The 21605-nt window shown below is 59.2% G+C and carries 30 protein-coding genes; 9 read left to right on the forward strand and 21 right to left on the reverse strand.

Translation table 11 applies throughout. The features are described 5' to 3' along the window. Window positions 1-56 precede the first annotated feature (56 nt). A complete protein-coding gene (locus ACMGFM_RS02915; protein ID WP_436900859.1) occupies window positions 57-413 on the forward strand; it encodes a hypothetical protein in 357 nt (118 codons plus the stop codon). Between the two features lie 16 nt (window positions 414-429). Here the strand turns inward: ACMGFM_RS02915 and ACMGFM_RS02920 are convergent, their stop codons facing one another. Continuing rightward, window positions 430-1953: a high affinity choline transporter 1 gene (locus tag ACMGFM_RS02920; protein ID WP_436900860.1), complete on the reverse strand. Its 1524-nt coding sequence runs from the start codon at window positions 1951-1953 to the stop codon at window positions 430-432. A gap of 414 nt (window positions 1954-2367) precedes the next feature. Between ACMGFM_RS02920 and ACMGFM_RS02925 the strand changes: the two genes are divergently transcribed. Next, window positions 2368-2538, forward strand: a complete 171-nt coding sequence (locus ACMGFM_RS02925) for a hypothetical protein (RefSeq protein WP_436900861.1) — start codon at window positions 2368-2370, stop codon at window positions 2536-2538. A 1-nt stretch (window position 2539) separates the two neighbouring features. On the opposite strand, the gene ACMGFM_RS02930 is transcribed toward ACMGFM_RS02925, so the two are convergent. Beyond that, a complete protein-coding gene (locus ACMGFM_RS02930; RefSeq protein WP_436900862.1) occupies window positions 2540-3439 on the reverse strand; it encodes a phosphoribosyltransferase HisG-related protein in 900 nt (299 codons plus the stop codon). 243 nt (window positions 3440-3682) lie between these two features. On the opposite strand from ACMGFM_RS02930, the gene ACMGFM_RS02935 reads away from it, so the two are divergent. Continuing rightward, complete coding sequence (locus ACMGFM_RS02935) at window positions 3683-4126, forward strand: PaaI family thioesterase (RefSeq protein ID WP_436900864.1); 444 nt, start codon at window positions 3683-3685, stop codon at window positions 4124-4126. Here the strand turns inward: ACMGFM_RS02935 and ACMGFM_RS02940 are convergent, their stop codons facing one another. Genes ACMGFM_RS02940 through ACMGFM_RS02950 form a run of 3 tightly spaced genes read right to left on the reverse strand, consistent with a single transcriptional unit; the run spans window position 4127 to window position 6654 of the window. Beyond that, a complete protein-coding gene (locus ACMGFM_RS02940) occupies window positions 4127-4651 on the reverse strand; it encodes an Lrp/AsnC family transcriptional regulator (RefSeq protein WP_436900867.1) in 525 nt (174 codons plus the stop codon). 21 nt (window positions 4652-4672) lie between these two features. After that, window positions 4673-5512, reverse strand: coding sequence for an alpha/beta fold hydrolase (locus ACMGFM_RS02945; RefSeq protein ID WP_436900868.1), 840 nt, complete (start codon window positions 5510-5512; stop codon window positions 4673-4675). 2 nt (window positions 5513-5514) lie between these two features. Next, a complete protein-coding gene (locus ACMGFM_RS02950) occupies window positions 5515-6654 on the reverse strand; it encodes an acyl-CoA dehydrogenase family protein (protein ID WP_436900869.1) in 1140 nt (379 codons plus the stop codon). Between the two features lie 240 nt (window positions 6655-6894). Between ACMGFM_RS02950 and ACMGFM_RS02955 the strand changes: the two genes are divergently transcribed. Continuing rightward, on the forward strand, window positions 6895-7878 hold the full coding sequence (locus tag ACMGFM_RS02955) for an MBL fold metallo-hydrolase (RefSeq protein ID WP_436900871.1): 984 nt from the start codon (window positions 6895-6897) through the stop codon (window positions 7876-7878). A 1-nt stretch (window position 7879) separates the two neighbouring features. On the opposite strand, the gene ACMGFM_RS02960 is transcribed toward ACMGFM_RS02955, so the two are convergent. Further along, window positions 7880-8125 (reverse strand): DUF8593 domain-containing protein, encoded by a 246-nt coding sequence (locus ACMGFM_RS02960; RefSeq protein ID WP_436900872.1) that lies wholly within the window; start codon window positions 8123-8125, stop codon window positions 7880-7882. An 84-nt stretch (window positions 8126-8209) separates the two neighbouring features. Here ACMGFM_RS02960 and ACMGFM_RS02965 point away from each other — a divergent pair, with 84 nt between their 5' ends. Next, window positions 8210-8764, forward strand: a complete 555-nt coding sequence (locus ACMGFM_RS02965; protein ID WP_436900874.1) for a hypothetical protein — start codon at window positions 8210-8212, stop codon at window positions 8762-8764. Here the strand turns inward: ACMGFM_RS02965 and hflX are convergent. From hflX to ACMGFM_RS02980, 3 genes are read right to left on the reverse strand one after another with little or no spacing between them, the layout of a single operon-like run. Then, window positions 8731-10041 carry a GTPase HflX gene (gene hflX / locus ACMGFM_RS02970; protein ID WP_436900875.1) on the reverse strand — a complete coding sequence of 437 codons (1311 nt, stop codon included), beginning with the start codon at window positions 10039-10041 and terminating at the stop codon, window positions 8731-8733. The two genes, ACMGFM_RS02965 and hflX, sit on opposite strands and share 34 nt — an antisense overlap. 45 nt (window positions 10042-10086) lie before the next feature. Continuing rightward, window positions 10087-10812 (reverse strand): ribosome assembly factor SBDS, encoded by a 726-nt coding sequence (locus ACMGFM_RS02975; RefSeq protein ID WP_436900876.1) that lies wholly within the window; start codon window positions 10810-10812, stop codon window positions 10087-10089. 42 nt (window positions 10813-10854) lie between these two features. After that, complete coding sequence (locus ACMGFM_RS02980) at window positions 10855-11574, reverse strand: diphthine--ammonia ligase (protein ID WP_436900877.1); 720 nt, start codon at window positions 11572-11574, stop codon at window positions 10855-10857. Between the two features lie 81 nt (window positions 11575-11655). Between ACMGFM_RS02980 and ACMGFM_RS02985 the strand changes: the two genes are divergently transcribed. Beyond that, on the forward strand, window positions 11656-12135 hold the full coding sequence (locus ACMGFM_RS02985; RefSeq protein ID WP_436900879.1) for a hypothetical protein: 480 nt from the start codon (window positions 11656-11658) through the stop codon (window positions 12133-12135). Here the strand turns inward: ACMGFM_RS02985 and ACMGFM_RS02990 are convergent. The 3 genes from ACMGFM_RS02990 to ACMGFM_RS03000 form a co-directional block, all read right to left on the reverse strand. After that, complete coding sequence (locus tag ACMGFM_RS02990; RefSeq protein ID WP_436900881.1) at window positions 12122-12289, reverse strand: hypothetical protein; 168 nt, start codon at window positions 12287-12289, stop codon at window positions 12122-12124. The two genes, ACMGFM_RS02985 and ACMGFM_RS02990, sit on opposite strands and share 14 nt — an antisense overlap. Before the next feature lie 65 nt (window positions 12290-12354). Continuing rightward, a complete protein-coding gene (locus tag ACMGFM_RS02995; RefSeq protein ID WP_436900882.1) occupies window positions 12355-13047 on the reverse strand; it encodes a metallophosphoesterase in 693 nt (230 codons plus the stop codon). Between the two features lie 42 nt (window positions 13048-13089). After that, a complete protein-coding gene (locus ACMGFM_RS03000) occupies window positions 13090-13638 on the reverse strand; it encodes a hypothetical protein (RefSeq protein ID WP_436900883.1) in 549 nt (182 codons plus the stop codon). An 82-nt stretch (window positions 13639-13720) separates the two neighbouring features. Here ACMGFM_RS03000 and ACMGFM_RS03005 point away from each other — a divergent pair, with 82 nt between their 5' ends. Together ACMGFM_RS03005 and ACMGFM_RS03010 are read left to right on the forward strand one after the other, a co-directional pair. Continuing rightward, window positions 13721-14842 carry a pyridoxal phosphate-dependent aminotransferase gene (locus tag ACMGFM_RS03005; RefSeq protein WP_436900884.1) on the forward strand — a complete coding sequence of 374 codons (1122 nt, stop codon included), beginning with the start codon at window positions 13721-13723 and terminating at the stop codon, window positions 14840-14842. A gap of 38 nt (window positions 14843-14880) precedes the next feature. Continuing rightward, window positions 14881-15279 (forward strand): hypothetical protein, encoded by a 399-nt coding sequence (locus ACMGFM_RS03010; protein WP_436900885.1) that lies wholly within the window; start codon window positions 14881-14883, stop codon window positions 15277-15279. On the opposite strand, the gene ACMGFM_RS03015 is transcribed toward ACMGFM_RS03010, so the two are convergent. From ACMGFM_RS03015 to ACMGFM_RS03050, 8 genes are all read right to left on the reverse strand, one after another. Then, window positions 15276-15839 carry a response regulator gene (locus ACMGFM_RS03015; protein ID WP_436900886.1) on the reverse strand — a complete coding sequence of 188 codons (564 nt, stop codon included), beginning with the start codon at window positions 15837-15839 and terminating at the stop codon, window positions 15276-15278. The two genes, ACMGFM_RS03010 and ACMGFM_RS03015, sit on opposite strands and share 4 nt — an antisense overlap. A gap of 75 nt (window positions 15840-15914) precedes the next feature. Further along, window positions 15915-16346: an SRPBCC family protein gene (locus ACMGFM_RS03020; protein ID WP_436900887.1), complete on the reverse strand. Its 432-nt coding sequence runs from the start codon at window positions 16344-16346 to the stop codon at window positions 15915-15917. Window positions 16347-16376: 30 nt separating this feature from the next. After that, a complete protein-coding gene (locus ACMGFM_RS03025; protein ID WP_299274453.1) occupies window positions 16377-16601 on the reverse strand; it encodes a DUF7123 family protein in 225 nt (74 codons plus the stop codon). A 47-nt stretch (window positions 16602-16648) separates the two neighbouring features. Beyond that, complete coding sequence (locus tag ACMGFM_RS03030; protein WP_436900889.1) at window positions 16649-16858, reverse strand: hypothetical protein; 210 nt, start codon at window positions 16856-16858, stop codon at window positions 16649-16651. Between the two features lie 51 nt (window positions 16859-16909). Next, window positions 16910-17341, reverse strand: a complete 432-nt coding sequence (locus ACMGFM_RS03035; RefSeq protein WP_436900892.1) for a DUF3054 domain-containing protein — start codon at window positions 17339-17341, stop codon at window positions 16910-16912. A 47-nt stretch (window positions 17342-17388) separates the two neighbouring features. Next, entirely contained in the window at window positions 17389-17808 is a 420-nt protein-coding gene (locus ACMGFM_RS03040; protein WP_436900893.1) for a CopG family ribbon-helix-helix protein, read from the reverse strand. A 57-nt stretch (window positions 17809-17865) separates the two neighbouring features. After that, window positions 17866-18768, reverse strand: a complete 903-nt coding sequence (locus ACMGFM_RS03045) for an AAA family ATPase (protein WP_436900894.1) — start codon at window positions 18766-18768, stop codon at window positions 17866-17868. A 123-nt stretch (window positions 18769-18891) separates the two neighbouring features. Next, the gene (locus ACMGFM_RS03050) at window positions 18892-19128 is read right to left on the reverse strand and encodes a BolA family protein (RefSeq protein ID WP_436900895.1); all 237 of its coding nucleotides are present in this window, start codon (window positions 19126-19128) and stop codon (window positions 18892-18894) included. Window positions 19129-19214: 86 nt separating this feature from the next. Here ACMGFM_RS03050 and ACMGFM_RS03055 point away from each other — a divergent pair, with 86 nt between their 5' ends. Beyond that, window positions 19215-21065, forward strand: coding sequence for a rhomboid family intramembrane serine protease (locus ACMGFM_RS03055; RefSeq protein WP_436900897.1), 1851 nt, complete (start codon window positions 19215-19217; stop codon window positions 21063-21065). A gap of 4 nt (window positions 21066-21069) precedes the next feature. On the opposite strand, the gene ACMGFM_RS03060 is transcribed toward ACMGFM_RS03055, so the two are convergent. Further along, window positions 21070-21507 carry a potassium channel family protein gene (locus tag ACMGFM_RS03060; RefSeq protein WP_436900898.1) on the reverse strand — a complete coding sequence of 146 codons (438 nt, stop codon included), beginning with the start codon at window positions 21505-21507 and terminating at the stop codon, window positions 21070-21072. Between the last annotated feature and the right edge of the window lie 98 nt (window positions 21508-21605).

A 21605-nucleotide genomic window follows, 5' to 3' on the forward strand; every position in this document is an offset into this window, starting at 1 on the left:
CCCTGAGCGACGACTGACCGGCACTTTTTTTGTTCGTCTGACCGCCTGTCGTACTGATGGACCGGTCGCGGCAGCTGCTACTAGCGTTGTTTTACGTGAGTGCGATTGGATTAGCCGGAACAGTGTCAATTCCCGACCCGACGAGCCCACTCGCGCCGGTCCCGGCGGTGGCTGGAATAGTGGTCGTCGCCCACGCGGCCTGGTCCGGACAACTGAATGCAGTCGGGTACGCGGTGGTCGCGATGTGGGCAGCGGTTCTGACACTCTCCGTCGGTGCCGGTCTTCTTACGGTCACGACCGAGTTCGGCGACGGATTCGTGCCGATTGCTGAGAATCGCTCCGCTCGACTGGCTGCAACGGGCGGTCTCTGTCTGGTCCCCGTAACGACCTATGCATACTTCCTGAAAAACTGACCCGGACGCAGTACAGTCAGTCGTTTGCCTCGGAGAAGGCACCGGGCTGGGAGGCGGGAGTGCTCGTGTCAGACGCAGCCTCTGCGGTAATCATCGTGACGGCAACGAACGTTCCAATTGCCAGCAGCGGACTGATGAACGTCGGGAAGCCATCGAAGGCTGCCGTAATCAGTCCGTTCTCGATGTACAGCAGATTGTTCGGCAGGCCGTAGGTGGTTGGTGAGAGGACGAAGAACACCAGACGCGAGCCAACGCCAACGACAATTGCCGAGAGTGCGGCTTCTCGCGTCCCTTTCGACCAGAACAGTCCGAAGATGAACGGCACGGCGACGCCGGCGAGACTGAGGTCGAAAGCCAGCACCAGCAGCATGCCAGTCTGTGGGTCTCGCACCGCGATGAGCGAGCCGAGCGTCGCAATTCCGACAGCGACAATTCGCGTCACGAGCAGGAGTTTATCCTGCTTGATAGCGCCCTCGGTGTCAGATTCTGGACGGATGCCGATGACGTTGCGCGCGATAACTGAGGAGGTGGCGAGAATTGCACCGTCACCAGTCGAGAGTGACGCGCCGACGATGCCGACAATCACGACGACCCCCAGCGCCGGCGGGAGTGCGTCTCGGACGAGCGCGTAGAGGATTGCGCCGTCACCGGCAGAAGCGCCGACGGAGGCGAGAATATCGCTCGCACCGAGCGCGACAATCGAGAACGGAATCCCGATAATGAGCGTGCCGGCTGCCGCGGCAAAGCAGGCCAACCGAGCAGTTGCGGGGTCCTTCGCGGCGTAGAGTCGCTCGTTAAAGTCCAGGGCAACAAGATTACCAAATGCCAGCGCGGTAATCGTTGCGAGGTTGATCATCGCGCCAGAACTCGGGTCCGTGACGTTGAACAACTGACCGAAGTTCGTCGGTCCGGCCCCGGCGGGAATCGTGAATCCGTAGTTGATACCGACGTAGGCAAGCAGGGCAATCGAGCCGACGAGTGCGATGCCTGCCTGAATAATGTCGGTGTAGGCCACGGCGAACAGGCCACCTGCGAGCGTGTACAGTAGAATGATGACGCTGATGAGCAAGACGCCGACGACGTAATCAACACCGAGGAACGTCTGGAAGAGCAGGCCACCAGCCACAAGATTTCCTGCGAGTAACAGTCCAAAGCTCATGACCGTCACAACCGACGCCAGAATCTCGGTCACGCGACCGTAGCGTTTCCGGAAGAAATCGGGCATTGTAATCAGTCGCATCTGGTTCAGTGGCTTGGCGAAAAACAGGCCACAGATGACCAAACACAGCGCGAGTCCGACCGGCAGCGCCGCACCAGCCCAGAACCCGAACGCAGAGGTCAGGTCAGTGTTCCCGAGCGTCGCGTTCGCGTCGAGAGACTGCGCCATCAACGTCGCCGCCGCGAGTGGGAGAATCAACGTCCGCCCAGCCACGATGTAATTGACGCTGTCGCCCTCTATCTGTCTAGCTGCCCACAGCCCGATGATGACTGTGATGCCGATGAAGAAGGCCACACCACCGAGTATTGCTTGACTACTCATCGTGGGCCTCCGTACAGTATTGTACGTTATTGTTTATCTGCCGACCAATCGTGGACATTCGTAGGGACTTCATCGCTACTGAGTTGAAACCTGTGCATACAAAAAAGATTTTTCTACAAATTATATTGCTACACGTAAGGGATGGGATACGGTAGTGACTATGCCAGTTACTGGGAACCAATGAAATGAATTAATACAAATTAAATTTCCACGGAGAGGAGCAATAGTTCTGGAATCAAATATCTCTATGAGATGGACGTTTGGCTGTTTTTTACCACATTATTTAACTTTCCAGCATCTCTCACGGATACAACAACCGCTCAACTTGTCACCTATTCAATTAGGTATCTCTGTGCTGACTCCCCCTAACGTGAGAGGGCGAGCAGACAATGGTCGGGGCGTCGTAATAACAGTATGGAGCGACTCGACGAACTTGAAATGCAGATTGACGAGGAGTTGCAGAAACTTGAGACGACGCTGGACGAATACGAGCAAACGTTATCTGCGGTCGACGGAACCCTGTCAGAAAGTACACTCGAAGACACAGACTCGCCCCGTCGGTACTCGGCCACCGGCGCCGACTGAGTTACTGTGGCGCAGCGAGTTCCGTTTCGAGGTCACTCGTCGCAAGAAAGTCCTCGACGAACCGTTCTGTTGGGCTGTTTGTTTCGGACACGTTCGAGAGGAGCACAGTTTCACTCGGGAACAGTTTCTCTCCAACGATGAGTCCGTGCTCTCGGGCCGTCGACCCGGTGACAGTCAGGTAGACACCGAGCCCAGACTCGGCGATGGCGGCTTCTTCCTCTTCACCCTCTGTTGGATACGTAAACTCACAGCCCTGGACAACCGTCGAGCCAAGCGTCGCTTCAACGAGTCGCTCGTACCGCGGCGAAACACAGAGTTTTCCAGAGTATCCGCGAACGAACTCTCTATCGAGTGGTTGGTCGCTGCCAAAGATATCTGGGCGTGCCAACAACGTGTGATGGACCGTATCACCGAGACCGGTCACGAGTCGAACGTCAGTATCGGCAGGACTGATGCGGTCGTTGACTGCCTGCAAACTCCGTAGAGGCTCGTCAGCGAGCGAGACAATCTCTTCGAGCACGAGGTCGGCGCTGTCGAACCCGAGCGCGAATTCGTGTTTCCTGAGCGCGCGCAATGGCTCCTCGCGACCGACCAACTGCAGTTCGTGGTCACCGAACTCCAGCGTGACGCTGTCGAAGACAATCCGACGGGGCATTCCCGAGCGGGCGTCTCTGAACAGCGTGTACTCTGGCTTTTGTGGCGTCGAAATACCGCTGTAGGATTGCAGCCGGTCGTAGACGCTCTGCTCGTCTGACCGCTTGTCTTTCGTTATCGCCTTCTCGTAGCGCAATGTCGAAATAATCTCGTCGGCAGTCTCCTCGAACCCGGTCCGGGCAACTCGTTCGAGAACCGCCTCGAGGGGCCGTCCTTTCCGGGGCACGGCCACGCGTATCGGCTCCATTACCTGCTCTGAAGAGACCGAGCCTCAAAATCAAACCGGTTCCAGTCGGTACCGAGCGCCGACTTATGAGCCGCTGCCCAGAACCAATTAACAGTATAGCAATGACACGAGATTTAATCTGCTTTCGTACTATCGAACAGGATTTCGATTAACATCGGTAACATTTAGGGGAGGAATTAAGAGTCCAGGGAGTCTCAATCCGGCAGGAATGATACGAGATAGGCGTGTGCGGGGTGGGGTGTGATGGACGACGACGTTCGAGACTCAATCCAGCGGGTTATCAACGACCACGAGTTTCTCTCTTGGCTGGGTGTCGAGGTAGCGACGTTCGAGGCGGGCCGTGTCGAACTGGTGATGCCCCACGACGAGAAACTCACGAACATCGTCGAAGGGTCGCGTGGAACCATCCACGGCGGCGTCACTGCGTCGCTGGTCGACACCTCGAGTGGGTTCGCGCTTCGGACCACCTTCGACGACCCGACTGCACCGGCACTGACGACGACAGACCTGGATGTGACCTACCTCCGCCCTGCACGGAGCGACCTGACTGTCGAGGCAGAGGTTATCCGCGCTGGCGAATCGATGGGATACACCGACGTAACTGTCTACGGTGAGGCTCCTGACGGCGAACAGAAAGCGGTCGTGAAAGGCTCCGCGAGTTATCGGTTGTTCCGGGAATCGCGGTAGTTACTCGCCAGTCGAGGCTGAGAGGTCTTCGAGTACTTCAGGGTCAGTCCGGAACTTGAGAACGTTGTGGACCACGGAGTTGCGGATATTGTGGATCACTTCGCCGTGTTCCTTGTAGAAGTCGTGAATCCACTTCGACTCTGCTTCTCGGTCCGGGAACATCATCACCGACTTCCACTGGTACTCTCCGTCCGAGAGGAAATAGAAGATGGTGTGTTCGTCGTCACGGATATACTCCATCGCATCTCGCCAGCCATCCTCGAACACTGTCGGGTCGAGTTTGAACTCGAACATTCCGAAGATGAAATACTCCTCGTTGGGGATGATTGCTTCTCGGAAGACTCCCTGCTCGCGCATTCCCCGGATCGATTCGCTGACTGTTACGTGCGATACGTCGATTCCGTGCTCGTCTTCCAGAATACGGGCCAGGTCCCGCGAGGAAAGCTGTGGGTCACGTGACAGCTCTCGCAGGATTAGGATGTCCCGCTCTTTGAAGTCCCACTCAGGGGCGTCGTCGTCGCTCATGCTTTCACCATCTATGTCAACCTACCCAAGCGTTTCGGTAAGGAACTGCTGGAACTGTTCGACGTACTCTTCAGATCTGTCGTACGGCAGCCAGTGGTAGGCGGCCAGTTCGACCATCTCACCGCCAAGGTCATCGACGAGGCGCTCACCGTATTCGATTGGCTGGAACGTGTCCTCGCCGCCCCACAGACAGAGCAACTCGGTATCGATTGAATCGTAATCGAGTTCCGTCGTGTGGTTTGTGTTCGTCGAGACGGCACAGCGTGATAACGATGTTACCCCCTCTTCGCTGAGCCACGGTGCGACCATCCCCTCGACGAACTCGTCGTCGGCCTCGTCGTAGACTCCGGCCTCGAACGCGCCGCCGACCTGCTTCTCGATCTGTTCGACCGGCGCGTGGCCTGTCTCCGGCAGGCCGAGGTCGCTGATGAACTCGACCGGCCAGGAGTCGTAACAGACCGCGTTCGACATGACAAGCCCTGCGACACGGTCAGAGTTGTGCGCTGTGTACCGCAGCGCCACGCCACCGCCGATGTCGTGGGCTGCGAGGACCACTTCTCCCGCTGTCAGTTCGTCGATCAACTGTTCGAGAACCTGCTCCTGTGCGCGAATCGACCGGTCGAAGCCGTCGTGCATCGAGGAGTTCCCGTAGCCGACCAGGTCCGGAACGATCACGTGGTGGTCGGAACCGATCTCCGGCGCGATGTCACGCCAGAGATACGACCACGTCGGAATCCCGTGGACGAAGACCACGGGTGGCCCTGACCCCCCCTCGAACTCGCGGTAGGCCGCCGTCAGGTCGTGCCCGTCGACGGTGACCGCCAACTCGTCTTGGCCCGCTGACCACTGCTCGTGATCCATCGTTAGATGATCTGGTCGGAGATGATGTTCTTTTGAATCTCGCTGGTGCCCTCGTAGATCTTGGTGATCCGGGCGTCCCGGTAGTAGCGTTCGACCGGGTGGTCGCTGACGTAGCCCGCACCACCGTGGACCTGAATCGCCTCGTCGGCGATATCGACCGCGTTCTCACTGGCGAACAGTTTCGCCATGCTGGCGAATTTCGTCGCAGTCTGCTCGTTGCCGGCCTCGACCTGTGAGGCGGCGCGGTAGGTCAGTGACCGGGCAGCCTCGTTCGTCGCTGCCATGTCGGCGAGTTTGTGTCGAATCGCCTGATACTCGCTGATTTTCTGTCCACCCTGCTCGCGTTCTTTCGAGTAATCGAGCGCGGCGTCGATGGCGGCCTGTGCACAGCCAACTGCCTGCGCTGCGACGCTGGTTCGGCCGGAGGCGAAGAAGTCCATCAGCTGATAGAAGCCCTTGCCTTCCTCGCCGATGATGTGCTCCTCGGACACTCGAACGTCGTTGAGCATAACCTCCGCCAGATCAGAGGCACGAATCCCGAGTTTGTTGTCGATTTTTTGAGTATCGACGCCGTCTTTGTCCATCTCGACGAGGAAGGCAGTGATCCCCTTGTGACCTGCGCCGGGGTCGGTTTTGGTCATACAGACACCGACATCTGCGACGGTGCCGTTGGTGATCCACATCTTGTTGCCGTTGATGACGAACTCGTCGCCGTCTTTCTCGGCAGTGGTTTCAATGCCAGCAACATTCGAACCGTGTGCTGGCTCTGAGATCATCGAACAGGACGCGGTTTCACCACCGGCAATCTTCGGCAGCCACTCCTCTTTCATCCACTCTTTGCCGTACTTGGCGATCATGCTGGAGCCGAATCCAGCACTGCCGACTGCGCTGCCAATACCTGGGTCGGCCCGCCACAGTTCCTCGGTGACGATCGACGACGCCAGCGTGTTCATCCCTGCTCCGCCGTACTCTGTCGGGATATTTGGCGCGACGAAGTCGTTTTTCGCGGCTTTCTTACGGATCTCGATCGGATATGTGTGATTCTCGTCGTACTCGCGGGCAACGGGCTTGATTTCCTCTTCACCAAACTCGCGCACCGCTTTCCGGATCATTCGGTGTTCGTCGGATAGCTCGAACGACATACGCAACCCTTGCACTTCCATTGTAAAATAAATTCGGGGTGGATTTTCAGCCGTTAATGAGTGATTGCGATTTTACGGTATCTCGTTACAGTATCTCTCGCATGGGTTGTCAGGCTGTTTGATTTCAAAAAAGCTGCCGCAGTCGTGCGGTTCTGTTGTGGTACGACCGTCCCACGGCAGGGGAACTCCGAAAGCCGGATTCTGAAGTCTTATGTTCGTTGTTGAATTACGAGGGAGGAAATGGAGTCTCCGAGTACGCCCGTTCAGTCACAGGCAGCTGTCCACCGGATCGAAATCGAGGTCGACTGGCCGCCGGGCCACGTCGCCGCTTATCTCGTTGACGGCCCAGAGCCAATTCTCGTCGACGCGGGGATGGCCGGCGAGGAGTCGGCTACAGCCCTCGAATCTGGGCTCGCGGAGGCAGACTGTTCGCCGTCGGATATCGAGCATCTCGTCGTCACGCACCCACACGTCGACCACATTGGGCAGGTGAACGCACTGTTAGACGCGAACTCTCCGACTGTCTACGCACCTGTTGGCGCGCGCGAGCGCCTCAACCGCGACGCGACTGACCTCGGCGACACGATTCGCCGACACGCCCGGCAGGCGGGTATCCGCGGGGACATGCTCGACACAGTGGTCGACCAGTCGGTCAACTCACTCGAACGAAACCGGAGCCTGCTCGACCCCGACGCCGTGGATGTCTGGGTCGGTGACCGTGATGTCGTCACTATCGCTGACTACGACTTCGAGGCCATCCATACCCCCGGCCATCAGGCAGACCACCTCTGCTACGATGTCGATTTCGACGGCCAACAGACGCTGTTCTCCGGCGATATCCTGCTCGAACCGTTCCGCTCTGTGATGATTCATACCGGTCTCGATACGGGTGTCGAGGACGCGGTTCCGGCCTTCCTCGGCGCACTCGACCGACTTGAGGACCTGGGCCCCCGACAGGTGCTGCCCGGCCACGGTCCGGTCCACGACCGACCGGACGAGATTGTCCAGCGCTCACGAGATAGTATCGAGCGGATGCTCAAGGGTGCGAAAGCGGCCGTCGCTGATGGAGAGCTAACAGTGCTCGAACTCGCACAACAGCGGGCCGGTGACCGTGATTTCCACTACGTGCTCCCGGAGGTCTACAGCGCACTCGCCCACCTCGACAACGAGGGAGAGATTAGCTCCCGTGTCGAAACCGATGTGCGGTACTTCTCTCAGGACTAGGCTACAGGTCTCGGGCGACCCGAAGTTCGGTATCAGTGACCGTCGCTACACTATCTGCAGGGACCTCGATATCGTCGCCGCCGGCGTCACCGAACCCGAGTCCCTGAATGACTGAGTTGGCGACGCTTGGGTCTGGGTCGACGAAGGCGACCTGTTCTTTCGGGTCGACTTCGGTGACGATACCAATTTCCTCGGCTTCGATATCGATCAATACCTTGCCTTCGTCTTGTGTCGAAAGGACTGTCATATACGGTCGTTCTGCCGCCTGATATAAAAACCCCGGCGCGCTGTTCACGGTAGACTCTTGGGGCTGGTTTGTGAAGCCGGAGGTATGTTGCGAGAGATTCGAGACCTGGGTCCGGTTGGACTCGTCCCGGCGGCGTGGCTCGCGGCGGCGGCGAGCATTCGCGGACTGCTCGGCACCGACGGGATGCTCATCGCACACGCTGTGATGGCGACGTTCATCGCCGTTTTCGCAGTGACCGGCTGGTCGGCGATGTCCGAAGGCGCGTTCCGCGCCTGGCGAGCGGTGATGGTCATCGGCCTTCCAGTCACACTCGCAGGGCTGGCTGGATTTTTCGTTTCAGGCCCAAACCAACTGCTATTCAGTATCAGTCTCGTCGGGTGGATGCTGCTGCCTGCCGCTGGCCTTGCCTACACCGCCGGCGAACTCCCGGCAGCGAGACTGCTGTACCTCGGGACGGCCGCACTGTCGGCAAGCGGTGCAGCCGTCGCTGTTGGTGGACTCGTTATTCCTGATGAGCAACTTCTGCTCACTGGCATTGCCCTCGTCGGGATTGGACAGACAATCGGCATCGCTGACGCGTCCTACCGTGACCAGAGCGAGGCGGGTTACGCCGACGCGCCCGAGTCGACCAGTCGCTGAGCCTTCGAGCGCGACTGCTCGACGATGGCAGGCCGGGCCTCAAACTCCATGATCACTTCCTCGCCGTACTCGACAGTGTTGACGTATGCGTTATCGTGAATCCACGAGACGACACTCATCGTATCGTCGGTCATCGGTAAGACAAGTCGCTCGCGCTCCAGATCTGGTAACTCGTCGTCTACCCGCTGGCGAAGACTGTCGATGTGTTCGCCCGTCCTCGCGCTGACGACTACGGGGTTCGGTGCCAGCGCGGACAGTGCTTCTTTCGTTTCGCGAATTTCTGCGTCGTCGACTTTGTCGCACTTGTTCAGGACGGTTACGATGGGTGCTTCGTTGCGCTCGTACAATGTGTCGTGACTCGTCACGATCTTTTCACGGATCTCCTCGGTTGGTTCGCTGACGTCGACCACTAGCAAGACGAGGTCTGCCCGGTAAACAGCGTCGAGCGTCGACTTGAACGACTCGACCAGCCAGTGTGGCAGGTCCGAGATAAATCCAACTGTATCGGTCACGAGCACGTCCCGACGGTCGAGGTCGGCCTGTCGGGTGGTCGTTCCGAGCGTGGTGAACAGTCGGTCCTCGGACTCGGCGGTGGTGTCCAGGTCTGGATGGATGTCCTTGTTTTCGTCCACGTCGAGGTCAGACGCCAGTCGACGCAACAGTGTCGACTTGCCGGCGTTCGTGTACCCGGCAAGCGCGACCAGATCAAAGCCTGACTCGCGGCGCTGCTCTCGGCGGTGCTGGTCGGTCTGTTCTATCTGTTCGAGTTCCTCGCTGATGCGAGCTATCTGGGACTTGATGTCACGCTCGCGGCTCTCGTCGTACTCACCCAGCCCCATGAACCCGGGCCGCTCGTCGCGCTTGGCGAGGCTGGCCTTGGCTTCTGCTCGTGGGAGTTCGTAGCGCAACTCCGCGAGTTCGACCTGCAACTGGGCTTTGCGGGTCTGTGCCCGCTGGCCGAAAATTTCGAGAATCAGCCTGAAGCGGTCGATAACGCGGACTCCTTTCGGGAGCTTGTTCCCGATGTTGTAGGTCTGGTACGGTCCTAATTCGTTGTCGACGAGTATCGCCGTCGCGTCGGTGGCGACGACTCGCTGGGCAATTGTCTCTACCTTCCCCTCGCCAAAGTGGTAGGCAGGGTCTTCGGTTCTGGTCTGGGTGACGATATCCTCGACTGTGTAGCCCGCGGCTCGGGCTAGTTCGATGATTTCGTCGGTCTCAGCTTCTCCGGCGTCGACACGCTTTGCGACGACGGTCCGCTCTGGCTCTCCTGTCACTCACTCACACGTATGGCGTGACCGCATATAAACCCAAAGTCCGCGTCAGCGCGTGTCGAGGTCGTCCTCGTCTTTGATGATCTGTGTTTCCGCGTTCCCGCTCGAAACCTCGTTCACGAGGTCGTAGAACTCGTTTTGTATCCCGGCGGGGAACTCGACGACGCCAATCCACGAGCCGTCAGGCTGCCACTCCTCGCTCTGGAGGTCACCGAACTCCCGGATTTTCGCCTGGCCGCTGCCGGCGTAGTCCGCTGGCAGATTCGCGGCGACAGTAATCGTGTCGAACCGAATCGGAATCACTGGCCGGAGCGCGTCCAGTGCCTCGTCGACCTGCGTTCCGACTGGCTCCATCGGGTCGATTCGGAAATCTGTCTCTTCGAGGGCAGACTCGATCCGGTCGGGCGGATGGGGTGCGTCGTCCATCTGCGGGTTGACCGCATTGCGCGCAATGCGGTTGACGAGTTGTTTGTGCTTTTTTTCTTTCATTTCCTTGCGCTGCTCTGCGGTGATCTGTATCTCACCCTCTTTGACGACCTGTGGAATAATCTCCATCGGGTCAGTCGTGCCGAAGACTTCCTCCAGGGCGTTCTCTGGCGGTCGGTCTCCGCGAGAGGCGTTCTCGAAAATATCTTCGGCTGCGATCACGTCTTCGAGCTCTCCGTCGAACTCGCCGCGTTTCATTGCCAGCGCGGCGTCTGGGTCGACCAGCACCTCGAATCGCTCCCCGTGAGATTCGAGCCGGGCGGTCACCGCTTCGTCAAGCGATATCATACCGTGGTGTACTCTTGGGGCGGTTAAGTTAGTTATGACACGTCAGTCGAGCCACGCATCCTCGATCTGTAGCTGCCCGCGTGTCCCGTCGAACTCCGACTCGTACTCCAGTTCGATGCGCCGGTCCATGTGCGGCCCGTCACGGACCAGTGTCTCGAACTCTCCGCCTTCGCCCAGCGGATGTACACCGTGGCTTTCCTGTAGCTCTGCGAGGTCGGCAATCGCGTCGGCATCCAATGGGCGGCCGAGCCACGACTCGTCGAGGCCACCCGCCGCAACGCGAATGATGGTGGTCTCGAAGCCTGCCGCGAGCATATCGGCGGCAATCTGTTTGGGGTCGCGCTGCCACAACGGCGCAAACGTCTCGATGCCCAGTCGCTCGCTCATCGCCTCGACTCGGCTGTTCTGGAACTCACTCTCCACCGCGCCGACGGTCACTCCGGCGAGTCCGTCCGGACGTTCGTCGTCCAGTTTGGTCAGCGCCTCCTCGAGCACCGCCAGTTCGGCGTCGCCCTGCTCACCGGCGTCGGTCGTTTCCTCGGCACCAAAGTCGTCTGGATGGACATCGACGAGTTCGATGCCGATACTTTCTGCTGCCAGTGAGGCAAGTTCTGTCGCTGGGACGTGATACATGTACGAATCGCCCGGCGGGTGGACAGTGAGCAATCGCTGGACGTCGAGGCCTTCTTCGAGCGCCTGATAGAGCGCCCACGAGGAGTCTTTGCCGCCAGAAAAGAGACTTACCCATGCGCCGTCGGTCATACCACGTCTATCGGCGTCTGGGATTTACGCTTGCCGGTCGTGACCGTCAGGTTCTTTGAGCGATCACTCCTGGCTCTTGCTATGCGGCGACGTGAATACCTCACGACGGTTGTCGGTGCCAGCACGCTCGCCGTTGCTGGCTGTTTCGGAAATTCTGATACCAACAACCCCCGTGCTGTCGTGAGCGCGTACATCGAAACCGAACAGCAGGGTGACGCCGACGCCCTCTCAGCCCTGCTTCACAGCGAGTCGCCAATCGAGCCGACGGAAGCGGAGTCCTCCGAGACGAACCGCTCTGTCGACATCAACACGGTCACAATCTCTGAAAGGGACCTCTCCGCGGAACGCCTTCGCTCACTGAATATGAATCTGCCCGACGAGGCAACCACAGCGATTGGCGACGCCGAAAACGCAGTTGTCGAGGCTGAGTACGAGATCGACGCGCCGACAGTCGAAGACGGCGGCGCTGGCGCAACCAGTGACCGGCTGTCTGTCCAGAATTCCTACCTCACGGCGCGCGAGGATGGCGAGTGGCTAGTCGTTGCGTTCAGGCTTCGGTAGTCGACTCGCTGACCGTAATGGTCACCGCGCCACAGGAACACTCGTAGACACGGCGACGGCCGGCCGCAGTTTCGTAGACTATTTGACACTGGCTGTCAGTCAACGTGCTGTCACAGTCGGTGCAGTTGCAAGCCGAGGCAAGTTCATCGAGCATATTCCACTATTGCATGGGTGGGAGTATGAAGGCGAGCCAACCGCGCGGTGAAAGTGAAAGTGAACTCAGAGGCGGTGTCTGAACGCGCCAAGCGGCGGAAATTCGAGTGTCTCTCTCGCGTCACGGTCCCGTACAATCGGTGCGAACGCGTCGGCGTCAGTCACGAGCGGCGACATGAACTCGCTGGCGCGCATGTCGTTGACGCGGACTCCCCGAACGAAGTCGTTGAACGATGGGAGCATGATGACATCGGCACCATTGTAGACGTCCTCGCCAGCAAGCACGCATGGACGGCGCTGCCCTTCGATTTCAATGGTCGGGTGGTCGTGACCGATGATGTAGCGCTCGGCGTCGCGCTCGGGTTCGACGTGGCCGTGACAGACCACCGTCTCACCGTGGCTGTACTCTGCTTCGACTGGGCCAGCCCAGACTGTGTCGAGCATCGTATCGTGATTGCCCGGCGTGACGACGATTCGAGCGCCCACGTCGCGGGCGGCCTGTTTCAGCCCACCGAGTGTGTTTCTGACAGGGCCGGGAACCGTCTGGAAGGAGTGCAGGAGGTCACCGGCGATGACGACTTCGGAGGGTTCACACGCTACACAGAGGTCGGCGAAGCGCTCGACCATCTGGTCGCCGTCGCCGACCGGCAGTTCGACGTTCGAGGCGGCACCGCGGCCAACGTGCAGGTCGGCAACGACGAGTACGTCCTCCAGCGTAACCGCCAGGTCCCGCACGGAAATCCCCGAGAGTGCCGACATACCCCGTCGTTGGGTTGCAGTGCTGAAATGTGTGCCGACCCGTCACGTCAACAGCAGAATTGGGCCTACGTGGAGACTTCCGAACCCGAGCAACAGGCCAACAGGGAGTCCAGGGCTCGACTGCCACAGGAGCGAGTAGTCGCCCGACGGTTTGCCGCGATAGAGCGTCGCACCGGCGTCGATAGCTGCGTAGACAACGCTGACGAGTAGCGACGCACTTAAGACGGTGACGCCGAGGGCTGGACCCACGAGGAGGCCAAGCGCGAACCCAACCGGCGCGATAACGCCCGCCTGGACAACCTCACCGGCAGCGGCGAAGCGCCGCTCGTGGTCACTTTCCGAGTCGTACTGCGCGTAGACGGTCCGGTAGCGCGAGAGGTCAGTCGGACTCACCCACTCGTCGCCGTCAGAGAGGGCAACGTAACGGGGAAAATACGGGGCAACGAGTTTGATGCGGTCGGCCGGAATCTCGACGATGCTGCGGCCAGCGTAGTAGTGACCGAGTTCGTGGACCAAAATTGTGACCCAGATGACGGCAAACGCGAATGCAACTGTCAGGATGGTGCCGCCAACTGGCGTTGCCACGACCATATCGCCACTCCGGGGGCGGGGATAATCAATCCCGCCGTCGTGGACATCAAAAGTTATGCGCACGGCGCGGCCCTAGTAGGATATGCCAACATTCTCCAGTCGTGTCGAGAAGGTCTCTATCAGCGGCATCAGGGAAGTATTCGAGGCTGCCGGCGAGGACGCGATCAATCTCGGACTCGGCCAGCCCGACTTTCCGACGCCCGAACACGCCCGCGAAGCCGCCGTCGACGCGATTCGCGCCGGCGACGCTGACGCCTACACGTCCAACAAGGGTACCGAGTCGCTGCGCGAGGCAATCGCCGACAAACACGCACGGGACAACGGCCTCGATATCGACCCCGAAGATATCATCGCCACGGCTGGCGGCAGCGAGGCGCTGCATATCGCACTGGAGGCTCACGTCGACGCCGGCCAGGAAGTCATTATTCCCGACCCCGGATTTGTCTCCTACGAGGCGCTGACACACCTCACTGGCGGGACTCCTCGGCCGGTCACACTCCGCGATGACCTGACGCTGGACCCGGCCGCTGTCGAGGCGGCAATTACCGACGACACGGCCGCGTTCGTGGTTAACAGCCCCGCCAACCCCACCGGCGCAGTGCAGTCCCCCGAGGATATGCGCGAGTTCGCCCGTATCGCCGACGAACACGACGTGCTCTGCATTTCTGACGAGGTCTACGAGTACCAGATTTTCGACGGCGAACACCGCTCGCCCGCCGAGTTCGCAAACAGTGACAACGTGGCAATCGTCAACGCCTGCTCGAAAGCCTACTCGATGACGGGCTGGCGACTCGGCTGGATTACCGCCTCGACGGACCGAATCGAGCGCATGCTGCGAGTGCACCAGTACGGACAGGCCTGTGCGAGCGCCCCGGCACAGTACGCGGCCGAGGCCGCGCTGAACGGGCCCCAAGATGTTGTCGAAGAGATGCGGACATCCTTCGAGGAACGCCGAGATATTCTTCTCGAAGGACTCTCCGAGATGGGGCTTGACTGCCCCCGACCGGAAGGCGCGTTCTACGCCATGCCGAAGGTCCCCGAGGGCTGGGTCGACGAAGTAATCGAGCGTGGTGTGGTCGTCGTTCCCGGGTCAGCCTTCGGCGACGGCGGCGAGGGATACGCGCGTATCTCGTATGCGACCGACATCGAGACCATCGAGCAAGCGCTCGACATCATGGCTGAAGCCACCGAAGCGGTCCAGTAGAACCGACAAACCGAATATGCTGGGGACCAACTGACTGTATGGATCAACTCTCTCCCCAGCACGTTCCTGTCTACGAGACGAACGCTGAACAGCAATCGCTCTGGGAGCGCTGTCAGTCGGAGGGGCGGCCGGTTGTCGGTATCCGCAACGCCACCCGTGGCTACATCGTGAGATACGACCTCCAGCATCTCGACACGGAACTCACATCCCAGGCGTTGCGTCAACTCAGACGGCGGACCCGAGCACAGCGCTCGTATCCCACCGGAGAGCCAGAGACGTTCCCGACTGGCACGGACCCTATCTCGGAGACAGAAGGGATTGGCGGCGAGGCTGGCGCTGTGTCGGGAGAACTACACGCAGAGACAGAACAGCAGGCACGAGACCTAGCGTCGAGGCTTTCCGCAATAGTCTTCGACCGCAGCGAGTGGAACAGCTAGACTAGTTTATGGAACGCATCGGCGGGTTCGTCGAACTCCATCACCGTTTCGTCTAGGTCGTCTTTGAGCGTCTCGGCGCGCTCTTTGATTTCTTGGACGTCCTCGGACTCTTCGAGTTCCTGTGTGGGCTTTTCTTCTTCGAGCAACCCGATCTTCGTGTTGAGTTCGAGATACTCGTCGACCTGCTCGTCGTACTCACTGGCGGCGAGTTGGTCCTGAATCGCCCCGTGGAGGTCTTCTCTGTCCACTGGCTTCTGGAGATAGTCCTCGAAGGGCATATCGACGATATCGAAATCAGGGTCGACCGCCGTTACCATAATTACCCGGCAGCCGACGTCGCGCTCGTGAATCTCGTCGAGCACTTCGTCACCCGATTTGACCGGCATTCGGCGGTCGAGTAAGACGATGTCTACGGTATCATCCACTGCCTCGAGTGCCTCTTCGCCTCCGTATGCTGTCCGGACATCGTATTCCCGCTGTAACTGTGCGGTGTAGGCGTCCGCGACGGCTGTTTCGTCGTCCACGACCAGTACGGTCGTGTCATCCTCAGCAGCTCCCATATGCTACAACCTTCGTCGCCGACGGCTTGTAACTACCGCTAATTATCAGTTCTGAGTCTGTGGTTTACAGTATTGTTACTCCGAATCAAGGCCTAAATCATCTAGAATCGCTTGTTCCAGGTTTTCCAGCTCTTTGTCAATATTCTTCTTGAAAAATCGCTCGACGCCGGGCACTCGGCCGTCGACGCTAAAGGACAGTCGGAGTTCTGTCTGGTCATCGACCTCAGTGAGTTCGTGCTCACCGATTACTCTGAAGGCTTTCGAGTCACCGACAAATTCGACGTACTCCGGCGGGGTCCGGTTCTGGTCTCTGGTCTCGACCCGGAGTGTACGGTCGCTGAGCGGAATCGGGAGCGAGACGTGCCAGACTGCTTCGCTGTCGGACAGTAACTCGAAATCTTTGACGACGCTAATCGGCCGTGCTCGTTTCTCGGCGTCGTCGATGAACTCCCAGACGCGTTCACGCGGGGCCGGGATCGTTACGACTCGCTCGGCACGAACAACCATACCGCCCGTTACGGGTACGCAACTAAAAGCTTAGCTCTGTGTGACGCGCCAGGTTGTCGAGCGTGCCCGACCCCACTTCTCGATTTCGACATCGTCGGACTGCTCGTCGAGTTTCGGGAGTCGCGCACCGACCTGTTTCGAGGAGAGTCCGAGCTGTTTAGCGATAGTCTTCGAGCGGAGATACTGTTCACCCCGGGAGACACTCTCACGCAAATAATCGAGAATCTCTCGATCTGTCTCGCCTAGTTCCGTCATTATGCGTAATTACGTGTGCGAGGTTCTTAAATCAGTTGTCTGTCGGGTCAGTCATACAGATGGACTGCGGCGACGGCGATGCCCGAGGCGAGCAGTGCCACAGTCAGAAAGACACCCGAAAGCAGTTGAAGCGTGTCGTCGTGGTTCGCGAAGGCCAGAAAAGAACTGCCACCCATGGCGAGGGCACCCAACGCTCCGAGTACACTGAACGTCACGACGAGCCCTTTGCCGAGGTCAGAACTCTTAGTCTCTGCCATATACGTGATTTCGCAGGTCTATACTTAACGTATGCGGTCCGCCGCAGGCTCTTACAGCCGCCACTGGACAGCGACCCGCCACGGGAGCAAGAACAGCGCGCCAAAGACGACCTGCACCACCAGGAACACAACTGGTGAGTTCCCTGGCAGCGCCTCGGTAGCCCGCAACGCTCCGCCGATAAGGACAGCCCCAATCCACGCAGCAAACACGGTCCCAACGAGTTGTCCAATACTCAGTTGTCTCACTGGTTCGGGGACAAAGAGGCCAGCGAGCAGTCCACAGACGAGCCAGCCGAGGGCGAACGGCGCAACTATCAGTGCGGTCCGCTCCGGTCGCTCCCAGAACAGGTACCCGTGTCGACTCTGTCCATACGCGAAGACAGCAAACAGAACGAGCAGGTCACCGAGCACCACGGCAGCGGCCGTCGGTGTCGTTGGGATGCGAGCGCGCACCAGTGGTCGGACTCGTTGTCCGTAACTCATTGGGGGCACTTTGGCTCGAATACGTTTTTAGGTATCGTTCCGCTGGCTCAGACCACGCCACCGATACGGTCGACGGGCATCACCGAGTAATCAATGGACAGCGTGTCTTGCGTGGCTCGAATCTTCCCGACGAACGTCGAGATATTCTCCAGATCTCCCTCCAGAATAAACAGTTCCATGCAGTAGTGATTGCCCACGTGGTTGTGGACGTGTGAGGTCACAAGATGGTCGTATTCGTGGCGCAAGTGCATCATCTTCTGTTCGACGTCAGTCGACTCGAAGTCGAACAGCACCGTAACGACGCCCATCAGTTCCCGCTCTTCGAGCTGTTTATCCTGAAACTCCGTCAGGAGATTGCGCGAAGCTTCTCTCACAACCTCGCTTCGACCCGTGTAGCCGTGTTCTTCGGCGAAGGTGTCGAGTCGCTCCAGCAACTCGTCCGGCATCGAGACGCTGACAACTGTCATGTATTAACTCAACGGGGTCAGAGTAATAGAATCTTATTATCTTCGTAACTGCCCGGCTCAGACTCGGTCCGAGGCCGCACCCAGACTCAGTGCTGTGCCGAGGACGAACAGCACCGCGCCGAGGGCGATGCTCGTGGTCTCGGAGACGACCACCGGATACGCGTCGACCTGACCCGAAAGCGCGATGAGTACGCCAAGCGTGACGAACAACACGCCACCGAGACCAACAATAGTGCCGCCGACGACACCGAGTCGGCCGCCGGTCTCCTGTTTCTGCAGTGCCGCCCCGACCTGATTTTCGATAGTGTCGCCGATGTCGTTTTCCAGCGCCTTGATCCGTTCGCCGACGACGTTCTCGATACGGTCGACTCTCCCATCCAGTGATTCGGCAACCCTGTCGTCGACGTAGGTGTCGAGCACTTGCTCCTTGTCATCCAGTTCGCTCGCTCGTGCTTCGAGTTGCTGTTCCTCCTGTTTGATCGTTGCCTCGCGCTCGTCGAGGTCCGTCGAACGCTGTTCAAGTTCACTCTCCCACTCGTCGAGGTCAGCCTGCCGACCCTGGAGTTGTCCCTCGAACTCTTTGAGTTCGGCCTGCTGCTCGTTGAGTTCGGTCTCGCGCTGGTCGAGTTCGGCCCGTAACTGGTCGAGACCCCGCTCTCGTTCGTCGAGGCGTCGTTCCTCCATCGCCAACTCTTCGGCGCGAGACAGTTCTTCCTCTTCTTCCACGTCTTCGTCTTCCTCGGCCTCCTCGGCGGCTTCGGCGTCGTCCCCACCCTCACCGTCGGTGGTGCTCTCGGAGTCCGACTGTTGCTCCTCAGCCTCGACGGCCGCTTCGGGTGCCTCGGCTTTTTCGTCCGGTTCGTCCGCTGTTGTCTCTTCGGTCTCCACGTCGGCTTCTGAGTCTGCCTCTTCCTCTCCAGGCTTCAGATCACCAGCCGGCGGTTCTCCGTCGTTACTCATACGTAAGTGACGTGTTCACACCGCGTCACGTAACTCTTTGGGGTCCGTCCCGGGATGGAATCCGAAGACAGGTCAGCGACTCTGGCCTGACAAATTGCGCGTCCGCCTGGGCTCAAGGGGCAGTTACTCGTCTGGTGTTCGGGTTGTCAGTTCGACGGCGTGGATGTCCGTCGTCATGTGGTCATCAAGTGCGTCGTAGACCATATCGTGCTGCTCGACGAGTGATTTACCATCGAATGCTGGCGAGACGACAGTTGCAGCGAGGTGGTCATCGTCGTCAACACCTCGTGGTTGCCCTACCTCAGCAGTCGCGTCGGGGATATTCGACTCGATGACCGCTTTGACTTCTTCAGGTGTCATACATTACCGAACGCGTCGCAGGCGAAAAAACGTCTCGCACTCGCCGGGACCGAACCACTCACAAAGGCTGGCCCAAATGTGTGGGTATGGTTCTCGGTATCGACCCCGTCCGGATCGGTATCGTCACGGCCCTCCTCGTTTCGTTCGGCTACATCTGGCTGCTGGCAGGGCGAGGGCGGTGGTACGACCGCCTCTCGGAGCGGTTCGTCCTCGGTGTCCCGTGGGGGACGCTCGTCTCGATTACGTTCGTTGTCTGCTTTTATCTCTTCGCCCAGAGTGGCCTTGCGTACTGGAACGCACCTGTCACGCTCCCTTTTCGGAGCTGGTCGTACTTTTCACCAATTGGACTGCTTGTCTCTGGATTCGCCCACGCTGGTCCGGGCCATCTGACGGGCAACATGATTGGGACACTCGTCCTCGCGCCAATTGTCGAGTATGCGTATGGCCATTATCCGCCCCAAGGCACGACTAGCGACTACGAGTATCCGCCGCCGGGCGCACACGGTTCTGGTTCCGAAACGGAGAGTGCGCCAGACTCGGTGTGGGCACGTCCGTGGGTTCGCGCGCTCGTCGTGTTCCCGTTCGCGGTCGCAGTCGTCTCACTTCTCACCTCAGTACTCGCGTTTGGCTGGTCGCTCGGGTTCTCGGGCACCGTCTTTGCCTTCGTTGGGTTCGCAACGGTGTACTTTCCAGTTGCTGCCGTAATTGCGATGGTTGGATTCACCGGAACCGCAATCGTGCTCAATTCGCTGCTCAGTCCGGTGGTCCGAGCGACCGCCAGCACGAGTTCGGGGCCGCCGGGCTGGTGGGGCGTGAACGTGCAGGCACATCTGCTGGGGTTTCTCATCGGGGTCGTGCTCGCGTTGATTCTCCTCCGTCGCCGTAACGAGAGTCGACGGCCCAGCGCAGTCTTCTTTGCGACAGTGCTGGTCGGCCTCTCCCGTGGGTTGTATATTTTCACACACTCGCCCGAGCACGACGTGTTCCTCCAACTCCGCGGTGTGGGCGTTATCTTCGTGCTCGGACTGGCGATTATCGTGACCGCAGCAGTCGCCGCAGATGACGCGCCATTGCCCGAGAGGCTTCCAAACATCTCCTGGACGCCGACGATGAAACCGCTCGCAATCGTCTGGCTCGGGGCGGTCGGTGTCCTCATCTGGTCAGTCTGGGCGGGCACGATCGACCGGGGGACGATTCCAATTTTCGGCATCGGGACTGTTCCAGTCCTCTTGTTACTCTTGCTCTATCCGTTCTTTCCTGCAAACCGGCCCGCGCGAATCGGGACACAGCTCTCTCGGCGGGACCTGTTTCTGTTCGCTATCGCGTTTATCATCGGAATTGTCCTGCTGCCCAGCCTCTACACGAACTACGTCCGGATGGGTGACAATCCGGTCCCCGACAGCGAGACGATTACTATCGAGGGGTACGAGATTACCTACGCTGAGGAGACGCGCCACGGCCGGCTTGGAACCAACGAGAGTGGTCTCATTGTCGTCAACGAAAAGCGAGACATCTGGATTTCCGCCGTCGATAAGAGTGACTTGGCAGATAGTGGTGAGGCAACTGTCCCTGTCGGTGGGATAGGGTGGCGCGACACTGTCACCGCAACCCGTCACGGCTGGAATGTAGTCGGCAACGGGTCGGCATATGCTGTCGACCTGCGCCACGACGACGAGACGATTCGGGTGTTTCGGTCTCCCGGCTCAGCGGCCCGCGCACAGATTGCAAACAAGACCATCGCTGTCGAACCAGTCGACGACCACTTCCGACTGAACGTGACGCGTGGCAGCGATATCCTCGGCAACGTCGAACTTCCATCGACAAACGAGACGGCGAGCGTCGGCGCGCTCGAGTTCGAGACTGAGACTGTCGACGGAACCTCATCGGTATTTGCACAGCAGAACGGAACCCGTGTGTTGATCGCCGAAGAGGAATAGACTGTCAGTTGAGTGGCTCGGAAATCTGTTCGACTGTCTGTTCTGCCGCCAGCGCCGCCGGGTAGACGATGTGATTGACGTGGTCGAGGTGAGCGTACGCCTCTTGGCCGTCGTCGTCAATGCGCAGGTGGGTCTCCGCCGCTGGCGCGATTTCCTCGGCCAGTTCGCAGATATGCAGATTTGTCTCGACATCGTCGGTTAGCGCTGCCACGATGTCTGCAGTCTCCACGTTTGCCTCCTGCAGAATCTCGACCTCAGTTCCGTCTCCCTCGATAATTCGTCCGGCCAGCGGGACTGGGAACTGCTCAACCATCTCCGGATCTTTCTCAACTACTGTTACCATGAACCCGTCGTCAGTCAACTTCGCTGCACTGTGTCGGCCGACCCGGCCGCCGCCTACAATGATAATCTGTCGGAGCATCCGTACACTATCATACGTCATAAACCGATAAACAAGTAGAGATATCCCCAGAAATTGCCAAGGCGAGCACCAAAGAATCAAAAACAGAATCGAATGATGTGTTAGTAGTGTATTAACTA

It is taken from the genome of Halovenus halobia (assembly GCF_051414135.1).
Lineage (GTDB): Archaea > Halobacteriota > Halobacteria > Halobacteriales > Haloarculaceae > Halovenus > Halovenus halobia.

Bases quoted from the DNA above. Each gene is read 5' to 3' on its own strand.
- ACMGFM_RS02950 (WP_436900869.1), bottom strand. From the start codon at position 6,654: ATGTCGTTCGAGCTATCCGACGAACACCGAATGATCCGGAAAGCGGTG.
- ACMGFM_RS03010 (WP_436900885.1), top strand. From the start codon at position 14,881: ATGGATCAACTCTCTCCCCAGCACGTTCCTGTCTACGAGACGAACGCT.
- ACMGFM_RS02955 (WP_436900871.1), top strand. From the start codon at position 6,895: ATGGAGTCTCCGAGTACGCCCGTTCAGTCACAGGCAGCTGTCCACCGG.
- ACMGFM_RS02995 (WP_436900882.1), bottom strand. From the start codon at position 13,047: ATGTCGGCACTCTCGGGGATTTCCGTGCGGGACCTGGCGGTTACGCTG.
- ACMGFM_RS02975 (WP_436900876.1), bottom strand. From the start codon at position 10,812: ATGATATCGCTTGACGAAGCGGTGACCGCCCGGCTCGAATCTCACGGG.
- ACMGFM_RS03005 (WP_436900884.1), top strand. From the start codon at position 13,721: ATGCCAACATTCTCCAGTCGTGTCGAGAAGGTCTCTATCAGCGGCATC.
- ACMGFM_RS03035 (WP_436900892.1), bottom strand. From the start codon at position 17,341: ATGAGTTACGGACAACGAGTCCGACCACTGGTGCGCGCTCGCATCCCA.
- ACMGFM_RS02930 (WP_436900862.1), bottom strand. From the start codon at position 3,439: ATGGAGCCGATACGCGTGGCCGTGCCCCGGAAAGGACGGCCCCTCGAG.
- ACMGFM_RS03055 (WP_436900897.1), top strand. From the start codon at position 19,215: ATGGTTCTCGGTATCGACCCCGTCCGGATCGGTATCGTCACGGCCCTC.
- ACMGFM_RS03060 (WP_436900898.1), bottom strand. From the start codon at position 21,507: ATGACGTATGATAGTGTACGGATGCTCCGACAGATTATCATTGTAGGC.
- ACMGFM_RS02960 (WP_436900872.1), bottom strand. From the start codon at position 8,125: ATGACAGTCCTTTCGACACAAGACGAAGGCAAGGTATTGATCGATATC.
- ACMGFM_RS02965 (WP_436900874.1), top strand. From the start codon at position 8,210: ATGTTGCGAGAGATTCGAGACCTGGGTCCGGTTGGACTCGTCCCGGCG.
- ACMGFM_RS02940 (WP_436900867.1), bottom strand. From the start codon at position 4,651: ATGAGCGACGACGACGCCCCTGAGTGGGACTTCAAAGAGCGGGACATC.
- ACMGFM_RS02925 (WP_436900861.1), top strand. From the start codon at position 2,368: ATGGAGCGACTCGACGAACTTGAAATGCAGATTGACGAGGAGTTGCAG.
- ACMGFM_RS03015 (WP_436900886.1), bottom strand. From the start codon at position 15,839: ATGGGAGCTGCTGAGGATGACACGACCGTACTGGTCGTGGACGACGAA.
- ACMGFM_RS02990 (WP_436900881.1), bottom strand. From the start codon at position 12,289: ATGCTCGATGAACTTGCCTCGGCTTGCAACTGCACCGACTGTGACAGC.
- ACMGFM_RS02980 (WP_436900877.1), bottom strand. From the start codon at position 11,574: ATGACCGACGGCGCATGGGTAAGTCTCTTTTCTGGCGGCAAAGACTCC.
- ACMGFM_RS02920 (WP_436900860.1), bottom strand. From the start codon at position 1,953: ATGAGTAGTCAAGCAATACTCGGTGGTGTGGCCTTCTTCATCGGCATC.
- ACMGFM_RS02945 (WP_436900868.1), bottom strand. From the start codon at position 5,512: ATGGATCACGAGCAGTGGTCAGCGGGCCAAGACGAGTTGGCGGTCACC.
- ACMGFM_RS03040 (WP_436900893.1), bottom strand. From the start codon at position 17,808: ATGACAGTTGTCAGCGTCTCGATGCCGGACGAGTTGCTGGAGCGACTC.
- ACMGFM_RS03000 (WP_436900883.1), bottom strand. From the start codon at position 13,638: ATGGTCGTGGCAACGCCAGTTGGCGGCACCATCCTGACAGTTGCATTC.
- ACMGFM_RS03020 (WP_436900887.1), bottom strand. From the start codon at position 16,346: ATGGTTGTTCGTGCCGAGCGAGTCGTAACGATCCCGGCCCCGCGTGAA.
- ACMGFM_RS03050 (WP_436900895.1), bottom strand. From the start codon at position 19,128: ATGACACCTGAAGAAGTCAAAGCGGTCATCGAGTCGAATATCCCCGAC.
- ACMGFM_RS02985 (WP_436900879.1), top strand. From the start codon at position 11,656: ATGCGGCGACGTGAATACCTCACGACGGTTGTCGGTGCCAGCACGCTC.
- ACMGFM_RS02915 (WP_436900859.1), top strand. From the start codon at position 57: ATGGACCGGTCGCGGCAGCTGCTACTAGCGTTGTTTTACGTGAGTGCG.
- ACMGFM_RS03045 (WP_436900894.1), bottom strand. From the start codon at position 18,768: ATGAGTAACGACGGAGAACCGCCGGCTGGTGATCTGAAGCCTGGAGAG.
- ACMGFM_RS02935 (WP_436900864.1), top strand. From the start codon at position 3,683: ATGGACGACGACGTTCGAGACTCAATCCAGCGGGTTATCAACGACCAC.
- ACMGFM_RS03025 (WP_299274453.1), bottom strand. From the start codon at position 16,601: ATGACGGAACTAGGCGAGACAGATCGAGAGATTCTCGATTATTTGCGT.
- ACMGFM_RS03030 (WP_436900889.1), bottom strand. From the start codon at position 16,858: ATGGCAGAGACTAAGAGTTCTGACCTCGGCAAAGGGCTCGTCGTGACG.